The organism is Cupriavidus sp. UYPR2.512 (assembly GCF_000379565.1).
In the GTDB taxonomy this organism is placed as follows: domain Bacteria; phylum Pseudomonadota; class Gammaproteobacteria; order Burkholderiales; family Burkholderiaceae; genus Cupriavidus.
Genome location: NZ_KB902898.1, coordinates 40772 through 65342, shown reverse-complemented (window position 1 = coordinate 65342; position 24571 = coordinate 40772). Strand labels below are relative to the sequence as shown.

General features: G+C 66.2%; 22 protein-coding genes and 3 tRNA genes. 10 read left to right on the top strand and 15 right to left on the bottom strand.

The window, feature by feature from the left end; all coding sequences use genetic code 11:
• Positions 1 to 3 precede the first annotated feature (3 nt).
• Both hpaR and A3A5_RS0109390 read left to right on the top strand, forming a co-directional pair.
• Positions 4 to 522: a homoprotocatechuate degradation operon regulator HpaR gene (gene hpaR, locus A3A5_RS0109395; protein ID WP_018310339.1), complete on the top strand. Its 519-nt coding sequence runs from the start codon at positions 4 to 6 to the stop codon at positions 520 to 522.
• A gap of 18 nt (positions 523 to 540) precedes the next feature.
• Positions 541 to 2331, top strand: a complete 1791-nt coding sequence (locus A3A5_RS0109390) for a SulP family inorganic anion transporter (RefSeq protein ID WP_018310338.1) — start codon at positions 541 to 543, stop codon at positions 2329 to 2331.
• A 219-nt stretch (positions 2332 to 2550) separates the two neighbouring features.
• Here the strand turns inward: A3A5_RS0109390 and A3A5_RS0109385 are convergent, their stop codons facing one another.
• Complete coding sequence (locus tag A3A5_RS0109385) at positions 2551 to 2814, bottom strand: DUF1488 domain-containing protein (protein WP_010813081.1); 264 nt, start codon at positions 2812 to 2814, stop codon at positions 2551 to 2553.
• A gap of 225 nt (positions 2815 to 3039) precedes the next feature.
• Here A3A5_RS0109385 and A3A5_RS0109380 point away from each other — a divergent pair.
• Positions 3040 to 3115 (top strand) — tRNA-Lys (locus tag A3A5_RS0109380).
• Positions 3116 to 3230: 115 nt separating this feature from the next.
• On the opposite strand, the gene A3A5_RS0109375 is transcribed toward A3A5_RS0109380, so the two are convergent.
• Positions 3231 to 4619 carry an 8-oxoguanine deaminase gene (locus A3A5_RS0109375; protein WP_018310337.1) on the bottom strand — a complete coding sequence of 463 codons (1389 nt, stop codon included), beginning with the start codon at positions 4617 to 4619 and terminating at the stop codon, positions 3231 to 3233.
• Positions 4620 to 4754: 135 nt separating this feature from the next.
• Positions 4755 to 5663 carry a LysR family transcriptional regulator gene (locus tag A3A5_RS0109370; RefSeq protein ID WP_018310336.1) on the bottom strand — a complete coding sequence of 303 codons (909 nt, stop codon included), beginning with the start codon at positions 5661 to 5663 and terminating at the stop codon, positions 4755 to 4757.
• Positions 5664 to 5810: 147 nt separating this feature from the next.
• Here A3A5_RS0109370 and A3A5_RS0109365 point away from each other — a divergent pair.
• The 3 genes from A3A5_RS0109365 (at position 5811) to A3A5_RS0109355 (ending at position 7877) form a co-directional block, all read left to right on the top strand.
• A tRNA-Lys gene (locus A3A5_RS0109365) sits at positions 5811 to 5886 on the top strand.
• 338 nt (positions 5887 to 6224) lie between these two features.
• Entirely contained in the window at positions 6225 to 7202 is a 978-nt protein-coding gene (locus tag A3A5_RS0109360) for a tripartite tricarboxylate transporter substrate binding protein (RefSeq protein ID WP_018310335.1), read from the top strand.
• A 315-nt stretch (positions 7203 to 7517) separates the two neighbouring features.
• Positions 7518 to 7877 (top strand): hypothetical protein, encoded by a 360-nt coding sequence (locus A3A5_RS0109355; RefSeq protein WP_018310334.1) that lies wholly within the window; start codon positions 7518 to 7520, stop codon positions 7875 to 7877.
• An 82-nt stretch (positions 7878 to 7959) separates the two neighbouring features.
• Here the strand turns inward: A3A5_RS0109355 and A3A5_RS0109350 are convergent, their stop codons facing one another.
• On the bottom strand, positions 7960 to 9477 hold the full coding sequence (locus A3A5_RS0109350; protein ID WP_018310333.1) for an acetyl-CoA hydrolase/transferase family protein: 1518 nt from the start codon (positions 9475 to 9477) through the stop codon (positions 7960 to 7962).
• 395 nt (positions 9478 to 9872) lie between these two features.
• Between A3A5_RS0109350 and A3A5_RS0109345 the strand changes: the two genes are divergently transcribed.
• Both A3A5_RS0109345 and A3A5_RS0109340 read left to right on the top strand, forming a co-directional pair.
• A complete protein-coding gene (locus A3A5_RS0109345) occupies positions 9873 to 10415 on the top strand; it encodes a hypothetical protein (protein WP_026200612.1) in 543 nt (180 codons plus the stop codon).
• Positions 10416 to 10584: 169 nt separating this feature from the next.
• Positions 10585 to 15441, top strand: coding sequence for an NAD-glutamate dehydrogenase (locus A3A5_RS0109340; protein WP_018310331.1), 4857 nt, complete (start codon positions 10585 to 10587; stop codon positions 15439 to 15441).
• 23 nt (positions 15442 to 15464) lie between these two features.
• Here the strand turns inward: A3A5_RS0109340 and A3A5_RS0109335 are convergent, their stop codons facing one another.
• The 3 genes from A3A5_RS0109335 to A3A5_RS0109320 all read right to left on the bottom strand — a co-directional run bounded on the left by A3A5_RS0109335 (position 15465) and on the right by A3A5_RS0109320 (position 16866).
• Positions 15465 to 15824, bottom strand: a complete 360-nt coding sequence (locus tag A3A5_RS0109335) for a hypothetical protein (protein ID WP_026200611.1) — start codon at positions 15822 to 15824, stop codon at positions 15465 to 15467.
• A 381-nt stretch (positions 15825 to 16205) separates the two neighbouring features.
• Positions 16206 to 16445 carry a hypothetical protein gene (locus A3A5_RS0109325; protein WP_026200610.1) on the bottom strand — a complete coding sequence of 80 codons (240 nt, stop codon included), beginning with the start codon at positions 16443 to 16445 and terminating at the stop codon, positions 16206 to 16208.
• 34 nt (positions 16446 to 16479) lie between these two features.
• Positions 16480 to 16866, bottom strand: coding sequence for a hypothetical protein (locus A3A5_RS0109320; RefSeq protein ID WP_026200609.1), 387 nt, complete (start codon positions 16864 to 16866; stop codon positions 16480 to 16482).
• 227 nt (positions 16867 to 17093) lie between these two features.
• On the opposite strand from A3A5_RS0109320, the gene A3A5_RS0109315 reads away from it, so the two are divergent.
• Together A3A5_RS0109315 and A3A5_RS0109310 are read left to right on the top strand one after the other, a co-directional pair.
• The gene (locus tag A3A5_RS0109315) at positions 17094 to 17354 is read left to right on the top strand and encodes a hypothetical protein (protein ID WP_018310326.1); all 261 of its coding nucleotides are present in this window, start codon (positions 17094 to 17096) and stop codon (positions 17352 to 17354) included.
• Between the two features lie 43 nt (positions 17355 to 17397).
• On the top strand, positions 17398 to 17904 hold the full coding sequence (locus tag A3A5_RS0109310) for a cupin domain-containing protein (protein WP_018310325.1): 507 nt from the start codon (positions 17398 to 17400) through the stop codon (positions 17902 to 17904).
• 416 nt (positions 17905 to 18320) lie between these two features.
• On the opposite strand, the gene A3A5_RS0109305 is transcribed toward A3A5_RS0109310, so the two are convergent.
• The 8 genes from A3A5_RS0109305 to infC form a co-directional block, all read right to left on the bottom strand.
• Positions 18321 to 18397: transfer RNA gene (locus A3A5_RS0109305), tRNA-Pro, on the bottom strand.
• A gap of 55 nt (positions 18398 to 18452) precedes the next feature.
• Positions 18453 to 18878, bottom strand: a complete 426-nt coding sequence (locus A3A5_RS0109300) for a MerR family transcriptional regulator (protein ID WP_018310324.1) — start codon at positions 18876 to 18878, stop codon at positions 18453 to 18455.
• Positions 18879 to 18994: 116 nt separating this feature from the next.
• On the bottom strand, positions 18995 to 19405 hold the full coding sequence (locus A3A5_RS0109295) for an integration host factor subunit alpha (protein ID WP_026200608.1): 411 nt from the start codon (positions 19403 to 19405) through the stop codon (positions 18995 to 18997).
• 91 nt (positions 19406 to 19496) lie between these two features.
• The gene (pheT, locus tag A3A5_RS0109290) at positions 19497 to 21944 is read right to left on the bottom strand and encodes a phenylalanine--tRNA ligase subunit beta (protein ID WP_018310322.1); all 2448 of its coding nucleotides are present in this window, start codon (positions 21942 to 21944) and stop codon (positions 19497 to 19499) included.
• A 57-nt stretch (positions 21945 to 22001) separates the two neighbouring features.
• Entirely contained in the window at positions 22002 to 23045 is a 1044-nt protein-coding gene (pheS, locus tag A3A5_RS0109285) for a phenylalanine--tRNA ligase subunit alpha (RefSeq protein ID WP_018310321.1), read from the bottom strand.
• Positions 23046 to 23283: 238 nt separating this feature from the next.
• Positions 23284 to 23640 carry a 50S ribosomal protein L20 gene (gene rplT, locus A3A5_RS0109280; RefSeq protein WP_008650487.1) on the bottom strand — a complete coding sequence of 119 codons (357 nt, stop codon included), beginning with the start codon at positions 23638 to 23640 and terminating at the stop codon, positions 23284 to 23286.
• Positions 23641 to 23668: 28 nt separating this feature from the next.
• A complete protein-coding gene (rpmI, locus tag A3A5_RS0109275; RefSeq protein WP_006575466.1) occupies positions 23669 to 23866 on the bottom strand; it encodes a 50S ribosomal protein L35 in 198 nt (65 codons plus the stop codon).
• Positions 23867 to 24033: 167 nt separating this feature from the next.
• Entirely contained in the window at positions 24034 to 24555 is a 522-nt protein-coding gene (gene infC, locus A3A5_RS0109270) for a translation initiation factor IF-3 (protein WP_078195944.1), read from the bottom strand.
• Between the last annotated feature and the right edge of the window lie 16 nt (positions 24556 to 24571).

Below are 24571 nucleotides of genomic sequence, written 5' to 3'. Positions count from 1 at the left end.
GGCATGAGCCACACCCGCCAGGCCATGTTCCGCCACCGCAACCTTCCTCACCTGCTGCTGCAAGCGCGCGAGACATTGCTGGCCGGCTTTCGCCCGATCCTGCGGCAATTCGGCATCACCGAGCAGCAATGGCGCGTGATGCGCACGCTCAACGAGCGTGAGCCGATGGAGCCGAACCAGCTGGCCGATGCCTGCCTGATCCTGAGCCCCAGCCTGACCCGCATGCTGGGCGGCATGGAAGACGCCGGGCTGGTCGAACGGACCCGCTCTGCCACCGACCAGCGCCGCCAGCTGGTAAGCCTGACGCCGTCGGCGCGCGCCATCATCGTGCAAATGGAACCGCTGGTCGATGCACGCTACCAGGAGCTGGCGCAGCGGCTTGGCCCCGAGCGGCTGACCGAGGTCTACCGCGCGCTCGACGCCATGCTGGCCGTGCTGGCGCCGCAGCCGAACCTGCCTGAATCCACCCCGCCCGAATCCGTTGCCTCGCCACCGCCTGCACGCGGCAGCGAGGCCGGCTGAGCCTGCCCTTCATTGCCGATGCCCGCGTCCCGTCCCGGATCCCTCCTGCCGCGCCTGTTTCCATGGAGCCAGCGCGTCGACAAGACCACGCTGCGCGCCGACCTGGTGGCCGGCCTGCTCGGCGCCGTGCTGGTGCTGCCGCAGGGCGTGGCCTTTGCCACGCTGGCCGGCCTGCCGCCGCAATACGGCATCTACAGCGCGGTGGTGCCGTGCATCGTGGCGGCGCTGTTCGGTTCGAGCTGGCACGTGATGTCGGGGCCGACCAACGCCAATTCGCTGGCATTGTTCGCGATGCTGAGCCCGCTTGCGTTTGCCGGCAGCCCGGCCTATATCGGGCTGGCGCTGGCCGTCACCATCGTGGTGGGCGTGATGCAGCTCGCCGTGGGCACGTTGCGGCTTGGCACGCTGGCCAACTTTATTTCACCGTCGGTGTTGCTCGGCTTCACCTGCGGCGCCGCGACGCTGATCGGCCTGTATGCGCTCAAGGACCTGTTCGGGCTGGCGGTGCCGACCGGCACCAGTGCGTTCGGCGTGTTGCGCCACCTGTTCGAGAACATCGGCACCATCAACTGGGGCGCGGCCACCGTAGGCGCGGTCACGCTGGTGGTGACGCTGCTGTGCAAGCGGCTGTGGCGGCGGCTGCCGTTCATGCTGCTGGGGCTGCTGGCCGGCTACGGCGTAGCGCTGCTGCTGAACCAGTCCGGCGCGGGCGGCGCCCACCATGTCAACGTGGTCGGACCGATCCCGTCGGCGCTGCCGCGCTTCCACCTTCCCGATGTGGACTGGCGCAAGCTGCCCGACCTGCTGGGCATCGCCTCGGCGCTGACCATCGTCGCGCTGGGCCAGTCGATCTCGATCGCCAAGGCGGTGGCGCTGCGCTCGGGCCAGCATATCGACGCCAACCGCGAGTTCATCGGCCAGGGCCTGTCCAATATCGCGGGCGGCTTCTTTTCAGGCTATATCTCGTGCGGCTCGCTCAACCGCTCGGTGCCGAACTTCGAGGCCGGCGCGCGCACGCCGCTGGCCAGCGTGTTCTCGGCGCTGTGGCTGGTGGCGCTGGTGGCGGTCAGCGCCCCGCTGCTGGCACAGATCCCGATGGCGGCGATCGCAGCGATGCTGCTGCTGGTGGCGTGGGGCCTGCTCGACACCGCGCGGCTGCGCCGCATCTTCACGCTGAGCCGCACGGAATTCGCCATTGCCATCGGCACCTTCGCCGCCACGCTGGTGATCCGGCTGGAGATGGCGGTGCTGCTCGGCACAATGCTGTCGCTGGTGGCCTACCTGTACCGCACGTCGCGGCCGGCCGTGCGCAGCCTGGTGCCCGACGCCGACGATCCCGGCCGGCGCTTCACGCCGCTGGACGAGCTGCGCCGCCCGCAGCCGGAATGCCCGCAACTGAAGCTGCTGCGCATGGAAGGCGCGATCTACTTCGGCGCCGTGCAGTACGTGACGGATCGGCTGCACTGGCTGCGCACGGTCAACGCCGGCCAGACGCACCTGCTGGCGATGACCAAGAGCATGAACTTCATCGACCTGGCCGGTGCCGAGATGTGGGAAAACGAGCTTGCCGAACGGCGCGCGCTGGGCGGCGATCTGTACTTCCACCGCCCGCGCACGCAGGTGCTGCAGGCCTGGGCGCAGACCGGCTTTACCGACAAGCTCGGGGCCGACCATATCTTCCCGACCAAGCGGCAGGCGCTGCACACGATCGTCGGCCAGCTCTCGCCCGACATCTGCGCGCAATGCACCGTGCGGATCTTTGAAGAGTGCGCGTCACGGCCTGGCGCCGCAGCCCCGGCAGCACAATGAACTGAAGCGCCGGCGCGTCGGCATGAGCGGCGGCCGCGCACCAGCGTTCAGCAACAATACGGCTGCAGGAAACCAGGAAACTGAAACGGGAAAACCGGGAGACTGCCTGTGCCGGCGTTGCCGGCTTGGCACGCAAGGCCGGACAGCCCTACGTCTGGGAACCTGACAACAGATGGGCGCCCGCGGCATGCCGGGGGCTGGCCGGGGCATCCATCCGCATCAGATCGGCGCCACGTGGGCGCGCTTGACGACGATTGGCTGGGGCGCGCCCTGTTCGATCAGCACCACGGCGGCGCGTTCGATGGTTTCGCGACCGGCACGGAATGCCTCTTCCAGCGACAGTACCTGGTCGGCACTGAAGCCTTCCCACAGTGCTTCGCGTGTCACCACGCAAGTCACCTTCTCGCCATTGACAAGTGCCTGGAACAACAAGCCTTCATTATTGATGTCGTAGCGCTCTTGCTCTTGGAATTTGATTTCCATCGGTGCAGCCCTCCATATGCAAGTGGAGAAACATCCTAACATGGCTCCGGCAAAATCGTATGGATACAGCCCATGCGAATGCGCTCATTGCAAAGACCATCACGGCCGCCTCTGAGTTCCATCCGCTTGCATGTGTGGCTCCCGGTCACAACGACGGGGTTGTTCCGGCAAGTGCATCAAACATTTGACAGCGCCGGAAATCATGCTAGAATCTCGTTCTTCGTTGGGGCGTTAGCTCAGTTGGTAGAGCAGCGGACTCTTAATCCGTAGGTCGAGTGTTCGAGTCACTCACGCCCCACCACCGAATACAGAAAGGCCGGAAGCATCGCTGCTTCCGGCCTTTTGCTTTGTGCGCTTGCCTTATTGGGCTATCCGCTGCGGCGCAGGCACATGCCCGCGCCACCGCGGCCCCTGCATCAGGCGCCCTGGCTGGCCCGCTCGAACAGCGTACGCGCCAGCGCGCGATGGCGCAGCAGCACGTTGGGCAGGTCGGCCGTCAGCAGCGCACCGTCGCGCACCACTTCCCTGCCGTTGATCACGCTGGCCGCGACATTGGCCGGCGTGCAGAACACCAGCGCCGCCACCGGGTCATGGCCGGCGCCGGCAAAGCCGACCTGCGACATATCGAAGGCGACAAAATCCGCCGACATGCCCGGCGCCAGCGCGCCGATATCGTCACGGTTGAGCACGCGCGCACCACCCAGCGTGGCAATCTCCAGCGCCTCGCGCGCGCTCATGGCGGCCGGCCCGTAGCCAACGCGCTGCAGCAGCATGGCCTGGCGCGCCTCGCCCAGCATATGCGCGCCGTCGTTCGACGCGCTGCCGTCCACACCCAGGCCCACCGGCACGCCAGCATCGCGCATGGCTCGCACCGGCGCAATGCCGGACGCCAGCCGCATGTTCGAGCACGGGCAATGCGCCACGCCGGTCCCGGTGCGGGCAAACAGTGCGATGCCCTCGTCGTCCAGCTTGACGCAGTGCGCATGCCACACATCGTGGCCGACCCAGCCCAGGTCCTCGGCATACTGGGCCGGCGTCAGGCCGAATTTCTCACGCGAGTAGGCAATGTCGTTGACGTTCTCGGCCAGGTGCGTGTGCAGCGACACGCCATAGTGCCGCGCCATATTGGCCGACTCGCGCATCAGGTCGCGCGACACCGAAAACGGCGAGCACGGCGCCAGCACCACGCGCAGCATCGCGTGGCGCGCACTGTCGTGGTACTGCTCCACCAGCCGCTGGCTGTCGCGCAGGATGGCGGCTTCCTCTTCGACTACCACGTCCGGCGGCAGGCCGCCCTTGCTGCGGCCCACGCTCATCGAGCCGCGTGCGGCGTGGAAGCGCATGCCCATCTCCTGCGCCGCGGCGATCGAGTCATCCAGGCGCGAGCCGTTCGGGAACAGGTAGAGGTGGTCGCTGGTGGTAGTGCACCCGGACAGCATCAGCTCGGCCATCGCGGTCTTGGTCGATACCGCGATCATTTCCGGGGTCAGGTGCGACCACAGCATGTACAGGTTGGTCAGCCACGAGAACAGCTCGGCATCCTGCGCCGCCGGCACCGCGCGCGTCAGGCTCTGGTACATGTGGTGGTGGGTGTTGACCAGGCCGGGCGTGACCACGCGGCCGCGCATGTCCAGCACCTGCGCGCTGCCGTCGTCGGCCATGCGCCGGTACTGCGGCGGCAGCTCCGAGGTGGGGCCGACCCACTGCACGGCGGGGCCTTCGGCAACCAGGGCGCCGTCGCGGATCTCGCGGCGCTGCGCGTCCATGGTGACCAGCACGTCGGCGTTCAGGGCAATCAGGGTCATGGCGGAATTCCTTGCAAAACGAATTGGGGGACTGGATGGCCGCCAGTCTACGGCGGCGAGATGCCAACCCCCAAGCGCAGAATTCCGATCATCCTGTCCACAAAAAGTGGACACCCGTCCGTAGCAACCCCTTGATCAGCGCGCCTGCGCAAACAATACGGCCAGGGCGTCGCCGATGCGCTCGGCCATCAGCCCGGCGGCGGCGCTGAGCGGGCCGCGGGCCCGCGCCACCAGCGTCAGCGTCTGGCCCTGCAGGTGGCGGTCGCGCAGCGGCACATAGACCAGCGCCTGGCGGGCGCGCTCTTCCATCACATCGAGCGGGTTCAGCAGCGCGATGCCGGTGCCCAGCATCACCAGTTGCCGGATCAGCGCGGTCGAGGTGGACTCCGCCACCGGCGAGACCTCGATCGCATTGCGGGCAAACGCCGCATCCAGGATGGCCCGGATCGACAGCGATGGCGCCGGCAGGATCAGCGGATAACCGACGCATTCGCTCAGCAGCGCCGATTGCCGGGCCGCCAGCGCATGGCCCGGCGGCACCACCACGCCGATCCGCCAGTCGCTGGTGGCCAGCGCGCGGAAGGCGGGCAGTTCCGGCAGGTCATAGCCAAGGCCCAGGTCGGCATCGCCCTGCTCCACCGCCGTGATGATGTCGGCCACCGGCAGGTCGGCGACGCGCACCACGATGCCCGGATAGCGCTGGCGGAAATCATGCACCAGCGACGGCATCAGCGAGCCCGCCAGGCCGGCCGTGACCGCCACGGTGACCTCGCCGCGGCGCGCGCCCTTGAAGTCCTCGATGCGCTCGCGCAGCGCATCGTGCTCGCGCAGCGTCTGGCGCACGTGGGCCAGCACCATCTCGCCCAGCGGCGTCAGCCGCAGCCGCTTGTTGATGCGCTCGAACAGCGGTGCGCCCAGTTCCGCCTCCAGGTCCAGGATCTGGCGGTTGACCGCGGTCGGTGCCACGTGCAGGTGCTCGGCCGCCTTGCGGATCGAACCGCGGCGGACGACCTCGTCGAGATAGCGCAGGACTCTGGCATGCATGGGCTGGGCAAGCTGGTGGATCGGCCCCCCCGCGCGGGATGCGCGCGGTGGCCTGGCATTGTAGCGGCCAGTGCAGGTTGGCTCGCAAAAATTGTGCGAAGGCTATTGCGTCTTATCCGATACCTTGCTACAATCCTTTTCTTCGTTGGGGCGTTAGCTCAGTTGGTAGAGCAGCGGACTCTTAATCCGTAGGTCGAGTGTTCGAGTCACTCACGCCCCACCAGCGAATTCAGGAAAAGCCGGAAGCCTTGCTTCCGGCTTTTTTCATTTCCCCCGCCCTGCTTCTGCGCGCGTCGGCATGGCTGCCGATTTCTTGATACGCGGGTTCTCACCAATTCCCCTGCGCCCGCTTTCCCGGTTGAATCGCTTCCGCGCACATTGTGGAACATGGTTCCGTATCGCGGAACTATCGCAAGGTGCCGGCCGTCGCCGCATCCCGGCACGGCACGGTCATGCCAGCGCGGGGATCCGTGACAGCGCGGGGCGCAGACGGAAGGTCGCGCCCGAAGAAACGCCTGCAGCCCGCCTGGCCAATCAGTGAAAGAAGAACGGAGGCACTCCTTGAAAGCAGTTATCAACGCCGGCGCAGCCGCCTGTATCGTCGCCCTTGGCGCCCACGCCGGCCTCGCCCAGGCCCAGTCCTACCCCAACAAGCCGATCCGCCTGATCGTTCCGTTCGCGGCCGGCGGCACCACCGACATCGTGGCGCGCGCGGTCTCCGACGGCCTCGGCCGCGAACTGGGCCAGCCGGTGGTGGTGGAAAACCGCGGCGGCGGCGGCGGCGCAATCGGCGCCGACGCGCTCGCCAAGTCCGCCCCGGACGGCTACACGCTGGGCATCGCCACCGTCAGCACGATGGCGACCAACCCCGCCACCAACGCCAGGAACCCGTACGACCCGCTCAAGGATTTCGCGCCGATCACCAACCTGGTCAACGTGCCGAACGTGCTGACGGTCAACCCGAAGGTGCCGGCCAAGACCCTGAAGGAATTCGTCGCGATGCTGAAGGCCAACCCCGGCAAGTACAGCTACGCCTCGGCCGGCAAGGGCAGCATCTCGCATCTGGACGGCGAGCTGTTCAAGGACATCACCAAGACCGACATGGTCCATATCCCCTACCGCGGATCGGGCCCTGCGCTGAACGACACGCTGGCCGGCCAGGTCAACGCGCAGTTCGACAACCTGCCGTCGTCGATGCCGCATATCCAGGCCGGCAAGCTGCGCGCGCTGGCCGTGGCGGCGCCCAAGCGCGTCGAGGGCCTGCCAGACGTGCCGACCTTTGCCGAAGCCGGCATGAAGGACATGAACAACATGGCATGGTACGGCCTGGTGGCCCCGGCCGGCACGCCGGCGGCAATCATCACGCGCGTGCATGATGCCGCGGTCAAGGCCCTGCAGGACCCGAACGTCAAGCGCCGCCTGGCCGACAGCGGAGCCTACACTGACGGCAACACCCCGGCGCAGTACGCCGCCCAGATCAAGCGCGAGCTGGACCTGCGCAAGAAGATCGCACGCGACCAGAACATCACACTGGAATAACCGGACGGCGAAACCGCCCGCGAGGGGTCATGACCGGCTGCCATCTGGCAGCCGGTTTTTTTATTGGCTTGCCGGTTGAAAAGGGGCCATGGGTCACCCAGATCTGTCCCAGGATCGTTGCATTTGATCTGACGCAGTACGCAGGCAACGCCATGGGTGTTCAATACTTGTAGAAGAAACTTTCACTTTGCGGACAAGCGCTGACTCGGTACATTAACCGGGTGTTCCGCCAGCCCGGCCGTCACCGGCCAAGCTCGGCCCCAAAACCGGATTCGCGCAGGCGCTGCGCGACCGTCAATCGCGAGGATAAGCAAGATGCTGAAGAAGACCGTTCCGACCCTGATCGTTGCAGCACTGGCCGCGCTGGGCGCGACGCAGGTCTATGCGCAGAAGAACTACACCGAAGGCGGCGATCTCTACGGTGGCAGCCACACCAAGAAGGCCAGCCCGAACCAGAACCCCGCCAAGTCCGGCAAGTTCGACCCGTACACCGATGGCGCCAAGCAATCGACCAAGTCGGACCTGACCAGCTCGGGCAAGAAGTTCGACCCGAACACGGATGGCGCCAAGGCCGGCAAGTTCGATCCGTACACCGACGGCGCCAAGGCCGGCAAGGCCGATCCGTACACCGACGGCGCCAAGGCGCCCGCCAGCCAGGGCAGCAAGGCACAGTAAGCCTGCTACCGCCGCCAACCGGCGGCACCAAGGCAAACAGCCCGCATGCGCGGGCTGTTTTGCTTTCTGGCGGAGACAGCGCTCAGGCTGCCATCGCCTGGGCCGGCTGCGCGGGCTGCATGGTGCCGCGGTCGCGGAAACCGACATGCCAGGACAGCGCCTCTTCCAGCAGGTGCGGGGTCTGGCCACCATGGGTGCTGGCGCGCCGGAAGTAGTCGCCCAGCAGCTCGCGGTATTGCGGGTCGGCACAGTTGGCGATGACCGTGCGCGCGCGTTCGCGCGGCGCCAGCCCGCGCAGGTCGGCCAGGCCGTGCTCGGTGACGATGATGTCGACGTCGTGCTCGGTATGGTCCACGTGCGCCACCATCGGCACGATGCTGGAGACATCGCCGCCCTTGGCCACCGACTTGGTCACAAATACCGACAGGTGCGCATTGCGCGCAAAATCGCCGGAGCCGCCGATGCCGTTCATCATGTGCGTGCCCCCTACATGGGTGGAGTTGACGTTGCCGTAGATGTCGCACTCCAGCGCCGTATTGATGGTAATCAGCCCGAGCCGGCGCAGGATCTCCGGATGGTTGCTGATCTCCTGCGGACGCAGCACCAGGCGCGACCGATAGCGGTCCAGGTTCGACAGGAAGCGCTGGTACACCTCGCGCGTCAGCGTCACCGAAGAGGCCGAGGCAAACGCCAGGCGCCCCGCATCCAGAAGTTCGATGGTGCTGTCCTGCAGCACCTCGGAATACATCTGCAGGCCGCGGAACGGTGAATCGGCCATGCCGTGCAACACCGCGTTGGCGATGGTGCCAATGCCCGCCTGCAGCGGCTGCAGCGAGGGCGAGAGCCTGCCGGCGCGGACTTCGCGCAGCAGGAAATCGTTGAGATGGCCGGCGATATTGCGCGTATCGGCATCCGGCGGCAGCGCGTTGGACGGGCTGTCGTCCTTGGCGGTGATGACAATGGCCGCAATCTTCTCGGGATCGATGGGGATATACGGCAGGCCAATGCGCTGCTCGGGCGCGATCAGCGGGATCGGCTGGCGGTACGGGCGCTGCACCGGGAAGCAGATGTCGTGGAGCCCTTCCAGCGCGAGCGGCATGTTCAGGTTGATCTCGACGATCACCTTGCGCGCCAGCATGGCGAAGCTGGCCGAGTTGCCGACCGAGGTGCTGGGAATGATGCCGCCCTGCTCGGTGATCGCCACCGCTTCCACCACCGCAACGTCCACCGGTGCGATCTGGCCGGAGCGCAGTTGCTCCACGGTCTCGGACAGGTGCTGGTCGATGAACATCACTTCGCCGGCGTTGATCTTGCGGCGCAGCGTGGCGTCTGACTGGAACGGCAGGCGGCGCGCAATCACGTCGGCCTCTGCCAGTACCCGGTCGATATCGTTGCCCAGCGAGGCGCCGGTCATCAGGGTGATGCGCAGCGGCTCGGTTGCCGCCCGCCGCGCCAGCGCAAACGGGACTTCCTTGCAGTCGCCCGCGCGCGTGAAACCGCTCATGCCTACCGTCATGCCGTCGCGGATCAGCGCGGCGGCTTCGTCGGCCGAGACTACCTTGTCGTGCAGCCTGGCCAGGCGAATGCGTTCCTTGTACATCCTTATCTCCGGTCTGACGGCCGGGCCCGTGCCCGCGCCGCGCGCCCCGTGCTGGCCCGAAGGCTGGTTGGCGGGGTCTCCGGCAGGCAGTGTAGCCAGCCGCATACATTCTGGCTGTGATTTAAAGTCATCGCTTGCAGTCGCTTTATTCATAGTGAAAGCCATGCCAGGGGACGTGCGGACCACTATGTCCCTTTAATGGCACAGGGCATTCCCGCCCTGTCACAATGCCGGCAAAGGATTCTGGTAGTGTCTGCCCCATCGGTCGACCGTGCCCCGCCAGAGAGGCTGCGGCGTCCGTGCCGCCCGGGCCGGCCATGCTCCGGCCCCTGGTACCCGTGCGACGGATGCCAGCGCATCGCAGTGGCGGCAAACCAAAACAGGAGACGCCATTCATGCAGCCAAGACCCCTCGAACCCAGCGAGCCGGTTGTCCTTGCCCTGGTTGATGCCGTAACCGCCTGGCAAAGTGCGTTGGAACAGACGCTGTGCGCCTCTGGCCTGAACTACGCCCAGTGGCTGCTGCTGCGGGCCATCCGCCAGGATGCCTTCGTGCGCGGCTCGCCCTTGACGGGTCCGATGCCGATCGAAGTCGCGCGTTCCGAGACGATGCTGGTTGAACTGCAGCGCGACGGCTGGATCGAGTACGCGGGCACCCAGGCGCCCCGCATTGCAGAAAGCGCAGCCAACCGGCTGCAGCGCACCGCGCAGGCCCTCAGCGCGCTGCACAGCGTGTCAGTGGCGGCATTCAATTCCCAAGAGCGTGCCGCGCTGGGAACCCTGCTGGAGCGGATGAAGACCACGCTGAGCGACCACACCACGCGCCAGGTTCGCGCGGGCACCGAAGCCGCCCGGCAGGAAAAAGCCGCCGCGCCCTCGCATTGCCCCGGCCTGCCGCCGGTCGCGCACCGCCCCACCCTCGCCGCCAGGCGCCTCTGAGCGCCGCGCAAGCCGGTCCCGCGGGCAACAGCGGGAGCCGTGCGCATTCCTTCACGCACCATGCTCATACCCGCCACTTTTATTGCGCCGGGCATGCGGTTTTTTCCTAAAGTATGAGCATGCCCCGGCACATGCCGCGGGCCGCCCATCGACACCGCGAGGAGGGATCATGCCGCAGGAGAACGAAGACAAGGTCGCGCACCTGCTGGACGAACTGGCCAGCTTCGCGCGCGAGCGGCTGCCGGCGGCGATGTTCGCCGTGGTCGAGCCCTTCCTGCTGCACTACTACGACCAGGCCGACGCCGAAGACTTGCTCCAGCGCGACGTCGATGATCTCTACGGCGCCGTGATGGCGCACTGGCAGACCGCACAGAAATTCAACCCCGGCAAAGCGCGCATCCGCGTCTACAACCCCAACCTGGAAGAGCACGGCTGGCACTCGGACCACACCGTGGTCGAGATCGTCAATGACGACATGCCCTTCCTGGTCGACTCGGTGACGATGGAGATCAACCGGCAGGGACTGGCGCTGCACTCGGCCATCCATCCCGTGTTCCGGGTCTGGCGCGACGCGCGCGGCGGCATCGAGCGGATTGCCCCGGGCGGCGCCGGCGAGGCCGGGGACGGCTCGCGCCTGGAATCCTTCATCCACTTCGAGATCGACCGCAGCGGCGAGGCCGCGCGGCTGGAGGCGCTGCGCAGCGCCATTGCGCAGGTGCTGATCGACGTGCGCGCGGCAGTGGAGGACTGGCCGAAGATGTGCGACATCACCCAGGCCACCATCGGCGCCATGGCGCAGGCGCCCGATGCGGCCTCGCCGGAAAGCGCCGAAGCGCGCGCCTTCCTGGACTGGATGATAGATAACCACTTCTCCTTCCTCGGCCAGCGTGACTACCAGTTGGTGTCGCAGGACGGGCGCTACTTCCTGCGCGGCGTGCCGGGGTCCGGTGCAGGGATCCTGCGCGAAAGCCTGCGCGAGCCCGACGCCGAAGACCTCACGCTGCTGCCTGCCGCGGCCACCGCGATCATCGAAGGCGCCTCGCCGATCTTCGTGACCAAGGCCAATTCGCGCGCCACCGTGCACCGGCCGGGCTATCTCGACTATGTCGGGGTCAAGCTGCTGGATGCACAGGGTCAGCTCTTCGGCGAGCGGCGTTTTGTCGGCCTGTACACCTCGACCGCCTACACGGCGCCGATCGCGGATATCCCGCTGGTGCGGCGCAAATGCGCCAATATCCTGGCGCGCGCGGGCTTCCTGGCCAATGGGCACCTGTACAAGTCGCTGGTGACCATCCTCGAGCAATATCCGCGCGATGAACTGTTCCAGGCCACCGAGGATGAACTTTTCGATATCACCACCGGCATCTTGCGGCTGCAAGAGCACCAGCGCACCCGGCTCTTTGTACGGCGCGACCGCTTCGACCGCTTTGTCTCATGCCTGGTGTTCGTGCCGCGCGACAAGTACAACACCGACCTGCGCCAGAAGATCCAGAAACTGTTGACCGCGGCCTTCCACGGCACCAGTTGCGAGTTCACGCCGCTGCTGTCCGAGTCGCCGCTGGCGCGCATCCAGCTGACCGTGCGCGGCGAGCCCGGCACCATGCCGCACGTCGATACGCGTGAGCTGGAGGCACGCATCGTGCACGCCAGCCGCCGCTGGCAGGACGATCTCGCCGAAGCCTTGCATGAAAGCCACGGCGAAGAGCAAGGCAACCGGCTGCTGCAGCGCTACGGCGGCTCGTTCCCCGCTGGCTACCGTGAGGACTATCCGGCCCGCACCGCGGTGCGCGATATCGAGCTGATGGAGCACGCGCTGCGCGGCAACGGCATGGCGATGAACCTGTACCGGCCGATCGAGGCCGCACCGGGGGTGTTCCGCTTCAAGGTGTACCGTGCCGGCGAGCCGATTGCGCTGTCGCATAGCCTGCCCATGCTGGAACACCTGGGCGTGCGCGTGGATGAAGAGCGCCCCTACCTGATCGAACCCGACAGCGGCACGCCGGTATGGGTGCACGACTTCGGGCTGGAGATTGCCGACAGCGGCGGCGCGGCGGAATTCGACATCGCGCGCGTCAAGGCATTGTTCGAGGATGCCTTCGCGCGCGCCTGGCACGGCGAGATCGAGAACGACGACTTCAACCGCCTGGTACTGCGCGCCGAGCTGGCCGCGCGCGACGTCACCATCCTGCGCGCCTATGCCCGCTACCTGCGCCAGGTGGGCTCGACCTTCAGCGATGCCTATATCGAGCGCGCGCTGACCGGCAACGCGGCCATTGCCGCCATGCTGGTCGGCCTGTTCGTGGCGCGCTTCGACACCTTCAGCCAGGTTGCCACCGACACCGCCCGCCAGGCGCGCTGCGACAAGCTACTGGCCGATATCGGCGCGGCGCTGGACAAGGTGCCCAACCTGGACGAGGACCGCATCCTGCGGCTCTTCCTGGGCGTGATCAACGCCACCGTGCGCACCAACTATTTCCACCGTGGCGAGGAAGGCCAGCCGCGCCCATATGTGTCGTTCAAGTTCAATCCCGCGCTGGTCCCCGGCCTGCCCGAGCCGCGCCCGATGTTCGAGATCTGGGTCTACTCGCCGCGCGTTGAGGGCGTGCACCTGCGCGGCGGGCGCGTAGCCCGCGGCGGACTGCGCTGGTCAGACCGGCGCGAGGACTTCCGCACTGAAGTGCTGGGCCTGATGAAGGCGCAGATGGTCAAGAACACGGTGATCGTGCCGGTAGGCTCCAAGGGCGGCTTCGTGGTCAAGCGCCCGCCCCCGCCCACCGACCGCGATGCCTTCCTGCAGGAGGGCATTGCCTGCTACCAGACCTTCCTGCGCGGGCTGCTGGACCTGACCGACAACCTCGTCGGCGGCCAGCTGGTGCCGCCACCGGAGGTGGTGCGCCACGACGACAACGACCCCTACCTGGTGGTCGCCGCCGACAAGGGCACGGCCACATTCTCGGATTTCGCCAACGCGATCTCGGCCGAATACGGCTTCTGGCTGGGCGATGCCTTTGCGTCCGGGGGTTCGGTCGGCTATGACCACAAGAAGATGGGCATTACCGCGCGCGGTGCGTGGGAATCGGTCAAGCGGCATTTCCGCGAGATGGGTGTCGATATCCAGACCACGGACTTCACCGTGGCCGGCATCGGCGACATGTCGGGCGACGTGTTCGGCAACGGCATGCTGCTGTCGCCGCATATCCGGCTGGTGGCGGCTTTCGACCACCGGCATATCTTCCTCGATCCCGACCCGGACACGGCAAGGAGCCTGCAGGAACGCACGCGGCTGTTCGGCCTGCCCCGCTCCAGCTGGGCCGACTACGACGCCACGCTGATCTCCGCCGGCGGCGGTATCTATCCGCGCAGCGCCAAGACCATCCCGCTGTCGCCGCAGGTACAGGCGGTGCTGGGGGTCACGGCAGCCACGCTGTCGCCGGCCGAGCTGATTCACGCAATCCTGATGGCGCCGGTCGACCTGCTCTACAACGGCGGCATCGGCACCTACGTCAAGTCCAGCCAGGAAACCCACCTGCAGGCCGGCGACCGCACCAACGACGCGGTGCGCGTCAACGGCAGCGACCTGCGCTGCAAGGTGATCGGCGAAGGCGGCAACCTGGGCTTCACTCAGCTGGGCCGCATCGAGTTCGCGCGCAAGGGCGGGCGCATCAACACCGATGCCATCGACAACTCGGCCGGGGTGGACTGCTCGGACCACGAGGTCAATATCAAGATCCTGCTCGGGCTGGTGGTTGCCGATGGCGAAATGACCGAGAAGCAGCGCAACAAGCTGCTGGCCGAGATGACTGACGAGGTCGGCCTGCTGGTGCTGCAGGACAACTACTACCAGACCCAGGCACTGTCCGTGGCCGGGCGCAGCAGCCCCGCGCTGCTCGACGGCGAGGCGCGCCTGGTGCGCTGGCTGGAGCGCGCCGGGCGGCTCAACCGCCCGCTGGAGTTCCTGCCTTCAGAGGAAGAAATCGCCGAGCGCAAGCTGGCCGATGAAGGCCTGGCATCACCCGAGCGTGCCGTGCTGCTTGCCTACAGCAAGATGTGGCTGTACGACGAACTGCTGGCCTCCGATGTGCCGGAAGACACGCTGGTTGCCGGACTGCTGTCGGACTATTTCCCGGTGCCGCTGCGCCAGCGTTACGCCGACGCAATGCAGCGCCACCCGCTGCGGCGCGAGATCCTGTCGACGCACCTGACCAATATGCTGGTCAACCGCATCGGCGCCACCTTCGTGCACCGGATCATGGAAGAGACCGACGCACGCCCGGCCGATATCGTGCGCGCCTGCCTGATCGCACGCGATGTCTTCGGCCTGACCACCCTGTGGCAGGAGATCGATGCGTTGGACAACCGTGTCGCCGATGCCGAGCAGGCGCGCATGTTCGGGGCCGTGGCGCTGCTGCTGGAGCGCGCGTGCCTGTGGTTCATCCGCTATCTGCGTAGCGGCAGCAAGGCCGCCGAGGACCTGGCGCGCTTTGCCCAGGCAGCGCGATGGCTGGCACCGCAACTGCCGCGGCTGCTGCCGCCGGCCGATGCGACAGCACTGTCAGAGCGCAGCCGGGCCTTGACGGATGCAGGGGTCGACGAAGCGCTGGCCGTGCGCGTGGCCGGCAGCGAGATCTCCGCCGCCGCGCTCGATATTGCCGAAGTGGCCACGGCGTGCGAACGCAGCCTGGACCTGGTGGCGGGGGTTTATTTCGCACTGGACAGCCACCTGAGCTTCAGCTGGCTGCGCGAGCGCGCGCTGGCACTGCCATCGGACACGCACTGGGACCTGCTGGCACGCACCACCACGCTGGAAGACCTGGGGCGGCTCAAGCGCGCACTGACCGTCAGCGTGCTGTCGCAGGCGGGTGAACTGGATACGCCCGAAGCCATGATCGATGCCTGGCGGTCCAGCCGTCACGGCGCGCTTGAACGCTTTACGCGCATGCTGGCCGACCAGCGCGCCTCGGGGGCCGCGGGGCTGTCGATGCTGTCGGTCGCGGTGCGCGAGATCGGCATGCTGGAACGCGCCTAGCATGGCGCTGTCCAGCCCGGGGTTTATTCGTCTGCTGCTGCGTCCGTGTCAATGTCCGCATCGTCGCCGATGCCGGCCTCGGCACCACGCGGGCGCAGTTCCAGCCCGAGCAGGACCAGCAGGTCGAAGGCATCGGAAAGCAGGTGCTTCTGCCTGGGCAGCAGGCTGGCGTACGGCATGTCGTAGATTGACTGGTTCGCGGCACGCTCGCCCTTGAGGCCGCGGTCGCGCGCGATATCCGACAGCAGCGCGGCAAACCCTGAGAGATCCTGCGCTGCCAGGGCTGAATTCAATACCTTGGCGATCACTTCCGGCGAAGCGTTCGCCCAGCCCATGCGTTCAGCATTGGAAGCAGAGTCTTGAGGAAGGTCGGCAAAGTCCATGATGTGTATAACGGTCCCGCCTGAGCAAGCTTAAGGCGGCAACCATGTGGATTTGACCCCACATGCGTGGGGTGACATGGCGTGCCGCCCGCCGGCCCGGACTAACGTGGCGCCGGCTTCGCGGCCACTTGGCGGTAGACGGTGCTGCCGTCGCGCGCCGTGCGTGCCTGGACGTGATTGCGTGCGCCGCATTGCGGGCAGCGGAACACGGGACCCTGCCCTTCGTTGCGGATCTGCACCTCATTCGGCTCCCAGCGCGCACCGCAAGCCTGGTTCCCACAAACAAACATGAATTCTCCTTGAAACAGGCGCCCGAGAGCCTGAGCCGGGCGCGATACGGGGCATGGCCGCACCGCCCGTTGGTGGCGCGGCCATGCCTGCTCAGCCATGATTATCAGGCCAGTCGGCCGGGCGCGGACCCATTCGCCACATATTCGGCGGCTCACCCAATGCCGTGCTCTGGTACATCCAGGCGCCGCAGCCAATGCAGCGCCAGCGGCTGTCCACCTTGCACCGGTTGCTCATCGCAGCAATGCCCGAGGCGGCCAGGTTCTCGTGTGGCGGCGCGCTGGACGGTTCGCCCACCAACTGATGACACAGGTCACAGGCGTGCATCGGCATCTCCTGTCATGGCGATGATCGCGCGGCGGCGCCTTCAGCCATTGTGCTGCACCCATTGCCGCGCCCACGAAATCGCCGCGGCCCGCGCATCTTCCGGCGTCGCGTGCGTGGCCGGCGGCGCGCCGCCCTCCAGCACCACGGCGCCCGACTCCCAGATATCGCACAGGGCCTTGAACCGCCCCATGCCCAGCGCGTGGCAATACACGTGGATCACGAAGCCGCCGTACTCCACCACGTCAGTGGCGGTATCGGTCAGTGCCTGATCCGCCGCGGGATCGGACGGCACCAGCGTCGCATCGCGCTCGCGCAGCACCCGCTGCTCCGCGGCCGTGCGCACCAGCATGGCGCAGGCACCGCCCGCCGCCGCGCCCAGCACCACGCCCACGCCAAACCAGCAAGCCCTGCTCCCGCACCTCGCCATGGCATCCCCCGTAGCGACCCTGCCGGCCCTGGCACGACCACGCTGTGCGACCGGCATCGTTTTCAGGTTATACCAATACAGGCCGACATCGCTTGCCACCAACTTCCACGCGGCAAATGCACAGTGCCGCGGGCTGTGCCGGCGCACGAAAATGAGAATCGTGGGGGATGACCGAACCGCCAGCCAGAGCTATACTGTACATCCATACAGTATCCGGATGCTGCCCCATGCCTTTGTACCAGTCCGACTCCATCCTGCTCGAGGCCTACTACTTCGGCGACGACAGCGAATCCCTGCGCCTGCCCTGTGGCAGTGTCTGCGTGGGCGCCGGCGCCATCCTCGTCGACGGCATCGAGCTCCGCCAGCTGCAGGCCCTGCGCTGGACGCCGGATTTCCTGTCCTTCGACGCCCAGGGCACCCGTCACCGCTACCCGGTCAGCCGCCCCGCCCTGGTCGGCCCCGGCCAGGCACGCTTCGCGCTGCTTTAAGCTACGGCTTCCGCATCCCCGATGCGCCACGCCCCTTGCCCACATGCCAGACCTCAGCCCGACCGCCAGCCAACTGATCCGCTCGCTCGACCTGCAGCCGCATCCGGAAGGCGGCTACTACCGCGAAACCTATCGCGGCGAAGAACAGGTCGTCTGCCAGGACGGGCGCACACGCGAAGCCTGCACCGCGATCCACTACATGCTGTGCGGCAACGACTATTCCGCGTGGCATCGCATCCGGTCCGACGAACTCTGGCACTACCACGCGGGCTCCCCCGTGGACGTGCACCGGATCGTGGACGGCACCATCGTCACGCAGCGCCTGGGCGACCCGCTGCGGCATCCCGGCGCGGCCTTCCAGGCGATGGTGCCCGCCGGCCAATGGTTTGCCGCCGAACGCGTGGATCTGGACGATGGCACGGACTTCGCCCTGGTCGGCTGCACCGTGGCACCAGCCTTCCGCTTCAGCGAATTCGAACTGGCCGACCCGACGGCGCTTGCCGGCCTGGCAAGCGGACATGACGCGCTGCTGCGCAGGCTGGCGCGCTAGCCCTCCCACCCCAAAAAACAGCCCGCCGCGGCGGGGCGCGGGGCGGGCTGGTGAGTACAGCGGCACGAGTCTAAGCCAGGGTGCCGGCGGGCCATGATGGGAGAACACGGGTATCTCGCCGCTTTTTCTGGCAACGGCCGAGCAGCGCGTATAACGATCCTGCGCATCAGGCAACGTTTCGTCGGGTAACCCTCGAGCGCGTCGTCGGAAACAACGCCAGGCGCCGCGATTTCTTCGTGATCGATGGCCTCACCGACAGCGAAGCCGATTCGCTCGTCCAGCAGGAAGACCTTTGGCCTACGTCAGAGCCACACCATGCCTGAGTATTGGATGCCTCCAAATCAGACAGCCTGGAGGGCTCGCCCGCAGCACAAAATAAAAAACCCGCCTGGCTATTCACCAAGCGGGTTTCTGTCTGGTCGGGGCGAGAGGATTTGAACCTCCGACCACCTGCACCCCATGCAGGTACGCTACCAGGCTGCGCTACGCCCCGAAGCAAAAGATTATAACAGAAGCATTTCCCGCATGACTAGCTCCCGACGTCGAAATTATCCGTGCTTCGCGATCTCCCGCAGTTGCGCGAGCAGGTGCTGCACTTCGACCAGTTCATTGCGCAGGCCGCTGATATCAACCGACAATGCCGCCGCGTTTTCTTCACCAGTCTCTGCGGCCTCAGGCGCTGCCGCTGCCGCACTGTGATGACGGCCTTCATCAAGGCGGTTGCGCGCGCCGTTGATGGTGAAGCCCTGTTCGTAGAGCAGTTCGCGGATGCGGCGGATCAGCAGGACTTCATGGTGCTGGTAGTAGCGGCGGTTGCCGCGGCGCTTGACGGGCTTGAGTTGCGTGAACTCCTGCTCCCAATAGCGCAGGACGTGCGGCTTGACGGCGCAAAGCTCGCTCACCTCACCGATGGTGAAGTAGCGCTTGGCCGGAATCGGCGGCAACGCGATGCGATCGCTGGATTTGTCCGACATGTGGTGTGTAGACGAGCGTCAGGCCATGCCGGCCATGCGGTTGGCGCGCACCAGGTGCGCGCCCAGAAGCATACCGATGTCGGCTTCGGGAAGCAATCCGCCGTTCGGGTGACGCGTCAGCCGGCGATGCCTGCGCGTTCTTCCACCAGGCCCTTGAGCTTCTGGCTGGCGTGGAACGTAACCACGCGGCGCGCGGTGATTGGAATGACTTCGCCGGTCTTGGGATTGCGGCCGGGCCGCTGCGGCTTGTCGCGCAACTGGAAGTTGCCGAAGCCGGACAGCTTGACGCTGTCGCCCTGCTCCAGCGCTTCGCGGATGACGTCGAAGAAGGCTTCGACCATGTCCTTCGATTCGCGCTTGTTCAAGCCGACCTGGTCGAACAGCATCTCGGCGAGTTCGGCCTTGGTCAGCGTGGGAACTTCAGTCGCGCGCGCATCCGGCATCGCGTCGTCAAGGGAGGAAGCCTGCCGGTCGCTCATCTCACCCAGTGCTGCAGCGGTCATGGAATTCGCGTCTCGATCATTCATGTCGATCGCTCAAGTGTGTGTCTGGCGATCCGCCCGGGGCTGTGCCCGGGCGCCCTTGTTTATCGTGTGTCCGTCGCGTATTGACGATGGCTTAGCCGCGCAGCCGGGCCTGGAAGGCCTCTGTCAGCGCGTCGACCATGCAGCGCACTGCGCTGTCGACAGTTTCGTCCTGGAGGGTCGACCCAGTATCTTGCAAGGTCACCCGGAACGCAAGGCTTTTCTCGTCCGCGCCAATGGCAGCGGAAGCGCCCTTGGGACGGAACTCGTCGAACACCACCAGGCTCTGGCAGTAGCGGCCGTAGCCCTGCTTTTCCAGTGCGGCGCGCATGGCGTCCAGCATGTCCTGCACGCGCACCGTTTGCTTCACGACCACGGCCAGGTCGCGCACCGCGGCCGGGAACCTGGAGATCTCGGTGTACACCGGCAGGCCGGTGTCGCGCAGCGCGTCGAGCGCCAGTTCAAACACGACCGGGGCGTGCGTCAGCTCGTATTCCTGCAGCCAGCGCGGATGCAGCTCGCCAACCACGCCCACCGCCTTGCCGTCGAGCAGCACGCGCGCGGCGCGGCCCGGATGCAGCGCGGGGTGCGCCACCGGCTCGAAACGCGGCACGCGCGGATGGAACAATGCCTCGACATCGCCCTTGATGTCGAAGAAGTCGACGTTGCGCGCGGGGATGCCCCACTGCTCTTCGAACGCCGGGCCGTAGGCGATGCCCGCGGCCATCATCGGCTGATCGTAGCCGGACACCGTCAGGCCGCCGTCCTTCACGCTGGCGTCACGATGGAACACGCGGCCCACCTCGAACAGGCGCACGCGCGCAGCCTTGCGGTTCAGGTTGTAGCGCACCTTGTCGACCAGGCCGCCGACCAGCGTCGAGCGCATTACCGCCAGCTGGCTGGCGATCGGGTTCAGCAGGCGGATCGGGTTGTCGTTGGCGGCGAAGTCGCGCTCCCACTTCTCTTCAACAAAGGCGAAGTTGATGACTTCCTGGTAGTCGCGCGCGACCACGGCATGGCGCACCACGTGGGTGGAGCGGCGGGCCTCGTTGGTCGGGCGCATCTCGCTTTCGGCAATCGGCGGACGGGCCGGGATGCGCTCGAAACCATAGATGCGGGCCACTTCCTCGATCAGGTCTTCCTCGATCTCGATATCGAAGCGGTAGCTCGGCGGCGTGACTTCAAACACCTCGCCCTCGGCGCCCTGCGTGCGCGTGAACGGCAGCCGCAGGCGCTGGAATACATCGGCGATGGCCGCAGGCGACAGCTCGATGCCCAGCACGCGCTCGGCGCGCGCCACGCGCAGGCTGACCGGCTTACGCTGCGGCAGGTTGACCACGTGGTCGTCCACCGGGCCGGCCTGGCCGCCGCAGATCTCGAGGATCAGCGCGGTGATGCGCTCGATATGCTCGACCGTGGTGGCGTAGTCCACGCCGCGCTCGAAGCGGTGTCCGGCATCGGTGGAGAAGTTGTAGCGGCGACCGCGGCCCTGGATCGCAGCGGGCCACCAGAATGCGGCTTCGAGATAGATATCCGTGGTGTCCAGCGTCACGGCGGTGCTGTCGCCGCCCATGATGCCGGCCAGGCTTTCGATCTCCTTGTCATCGGCGATCACGCCGACCTGCTCGTCGACCTCGATGGTGTTGCCGTTGAGCAGCTTGATCTGCTCGCCCTTGCGGCCCCAGCGCACGTCCAGGCCGCCGTGGATCTTGCTCAGGTCGAACACGTGCGACGGACGTCCAAGTTCCAGCATCACGTAGTTCGAGATATCGACCAGTGCGGAAACACTGCGCTGGCCCGAGCGCTCCAGGCGCTGCACCATCCATGCCGGCGTGGCCGCGCGCGCATTGACGCCGCGGATCACGCGGCCGGAGAAGCGGCCGCACAGGTCCGGCGCCGACACCTTGACCGGCAGCTTGTCCTGGATCGTCACCGCCACCGGCTTCATCTCGGGCAGCGTCAGCGCGGCGCCGGTCAGCGCCGACACTTCGCGCGCCACGCCGTGGATCGACAGGCAATCGGCCTTGTTCGGCGTCAGCTTGATGACAAAGACCTGGTCATCCAGCTCGAGGTATTCACGGATGCTCTGGCCGACCGGAGCGTCTTCCGGCAGCACCAGCAGGCCACCATGCTCTTCCGACAGCTTCAGTTCGCGTGCCGAGCACAGCATGCCGTAGCTGTCCACGCCGCGCAGCTTGCCGACCTTGATCTCGAACGGCTTGCCGCCGTCCTCGGACGGCGGCAGCACGGCGCCAACCAGTGCGCACGGCACCAGGATGCCGGGCTTGACGTTGGGCGCGCCGCAGACGATCTGCAGGGTTTCGCCGGTGCCGGCATCGACCTGGCACACGTTGAGGCGGTCGGCGTTGGGATGGCGCTCGGCCGACAGCACGCGCGCGACCACCACCTTGTCGAACGGCGGCGCGACCGAGCCCACCTCTTCCACTTCCAGGCCGGCCATGGTCAGGGTGTGCGACAGCGCGTCGGTGGAGATCTTTTCAGGGTTGGCGAAGGTGCGAAGCCAGGATTCCGAGAATTGCATGGCGCTTCTGATCCGGTAAGTATTCTGTGTGGTCGTTGACGAGGGGACGGCGGCGCGTCAGGCGAACTGGCGCAGGAAGCGCACGTCACCCTCGAAGAACAGGCGCAGGTCGTTGATGCCATAGCGCAGCATGGTCAGGCGCTCCAGGCCGGAGCCGAACGCAAAGCCGATATAGCGCTCGGGATCGAGGCCCATGTTGCGCAGCACGTTCGGATGCACCTGGCCCGAACCGGAGATCTCCAGCCACTTGCCCGCATTTTTCCCATCCTCGAAGGCCATGTCGATCTCTGCCGACGGCTCGGTGAACGGGAAGTACGACGGGCGGAAGCGCACCTGGATGTCATCGCGCTCGAAGAACTTGCGCAGGAAATCGGTGTACACGCCCTTCAGGTCGGCAAAGCTGACATCCTCGCCGATCCACAGGCCTTCGACCTGGTTGAACATCGGCGAGTGCGTGGCATCGCTGTCGACACGGTAGGTGCGGCCCGGGCAGATCACCTTGATCGGCGGCATCGCCTTGCCGGCGTACTTCTCGACATGCATCTTCGCGTAGCGGACCTGCATCGGGCTGGTGTGCGTGCGCAGGAGCAGCAGCTTGTCGTCGCTGTCGCGGCCGTCGACATAGAAGGTGTCCTGCATCGAACGCGCCGGGTGGTTGTCCGGGTTGTTCAGCGCGGTGAAGTTCATCCAGTCAGTCTCGATCTCGGGGCCGTCGGCCACATCGAAACCGATCGAGCCGAAGATCTGCTCGACGCGCTCCCACGTGCGCATCACCGGGTGCAGGCTGCCGCGGCTGACCGCACGGCCAGGCAGCGTGACGTCGATGGCCTCCGCGGCCAGGCGCGCGTTCATCAGCGCATCGGCCAGCGCCTGGCGGCGTGCCTGCAGGGCGGCTTCAACTTGCTGCTTGATCTGGTTGATACGGGCGCCTTCCGTCTTGCGGGTTTCCGGGTCGAGCTTGCCGAGGCCCTTGAGCAATTCGGTCAGCGCGCCGGTCTTGCCCAGGAAGCGGGCCTTTTCGTTTTCCAGCGTGGCGTTGTCGTTGGCAGCAGCGAAGGCGGCCTGGGCATCGGCGACAATTTGATCCAGATCCTGAGACATGGCGGCGGTCGTGGGACTTTTGGCGTCGGGCCGGTACGCACCGGTCCGACGTGGGTTGGCACTACGTGCGGTGTTCGTTTCGAATGCGGTCTCGGCGACCGGATTCCGGCAACTGAAACGGCATTCGAAATAAAAACGGGGCTCGGTGAGGAGCCCCGTTTCAGCAGACCTTGCGGTCGGCGGTCGACCTTGCGGTCGGTGCTTGCCCGGCAGCGCTTACGCGCTGCCGCAGCCGGCATCAGGCAACGGTGGCTTTCACCTGGTTGACGATGGCGGCAAAGGCAGGCTTGTCGTGAATAGCCATGTCCGACAGCACCTTGCGGTCCAGTTCAATCGAGGCCTTCTTCAGACCGTTCATGAACACGCTGTAGGTCATGCCATGCTCACGCGTCGCGGCATTGATACGCGCAATCCACAGCGCGCGGAACACGCGCTTCTTGTTGCGGCGATCGCGGTACGCGTACTGGCCAGCACGCATGACCGCCTGCTTGGCGATGCGATAGACATTATTGCGACGGCCGCGGTAACCCTTGGCAGCATCGATGACTTTCTTGTGACGGGCCCGTGCAGTGACCCCACGCTTTACTCGAGGCATGTAATTCTCCTTTCGTTTTCGTCAGGGGTTATGCGTAAGGCATCATCGCGCGCACCGACTTCAGGTTCGTCTCATGGACGTCCTGAGTACCGCGCAGTTGACGCTTGTTCTTGGTGGTCTTCTTGGTCAGGATGTGACGCTTGAAGGCCTGGCCACGCTTGAACGAACCGTTCGGACGTGCAGTAAAGCGCTTGGAGGCGCTTTTCTTCGTCTTCATCTTCGGCATGAAAAACTCCAGCTCATATGACATGCATGCAGGTGGACGGCTCACGCCGACGCTTGCAAGACCCGCATCCACTTGTTGTTGCACAGCGGCCCTTGCGGGCCGCGCGCGACTTCCGCACGAAGCAACGCCGGGATGCCTGACATCCCGGCCGCTGCACCGCGCAGGAATTACTTCTTCTTCTTGGGGGCGAGCACCATCACCATCTGGCGCCCTTCCATCTTCGGCATCTGCTCGACCTGGCCGATTTCTTCCAGGTCCGCCTTCAGGCGTTCGAGCATCCGCGCGCCGATTTCCTGGTGCGCCATCTCGCGACCACGGAACCGCAGCGTGATCTTGGTCTTGTCGCCGTCTTCCAGGAAGCGCTTCAGGTTGCGCAGCTTGACGTTGTAGTCGCCATCATCCGTACCCGGCCGGAACTTGACTTCCTTGACCTGGATGATCTTCTGCTTCAGCTTCGCCTCGTGGGCGCGCTTGGCTTCTTCGTACTTGAACTTCCCGTAATCCATGATCCGGGCGACGGGCGGAACCGCGTTCGGCGCGATCTCCACCAGGTCCAAGTCCTTATCTTCAGCCAGCCGGAGCGCGTCCATGAACTTGACGATGCCGAGCTGTTCGTTATCAACCCCTACCAGGCGCAGCTCAGGCGCGCTGATTTCCCGGTTGATGCGATGACCTTTGTCCGTAGCGATGTTGCGTTACCTCAAG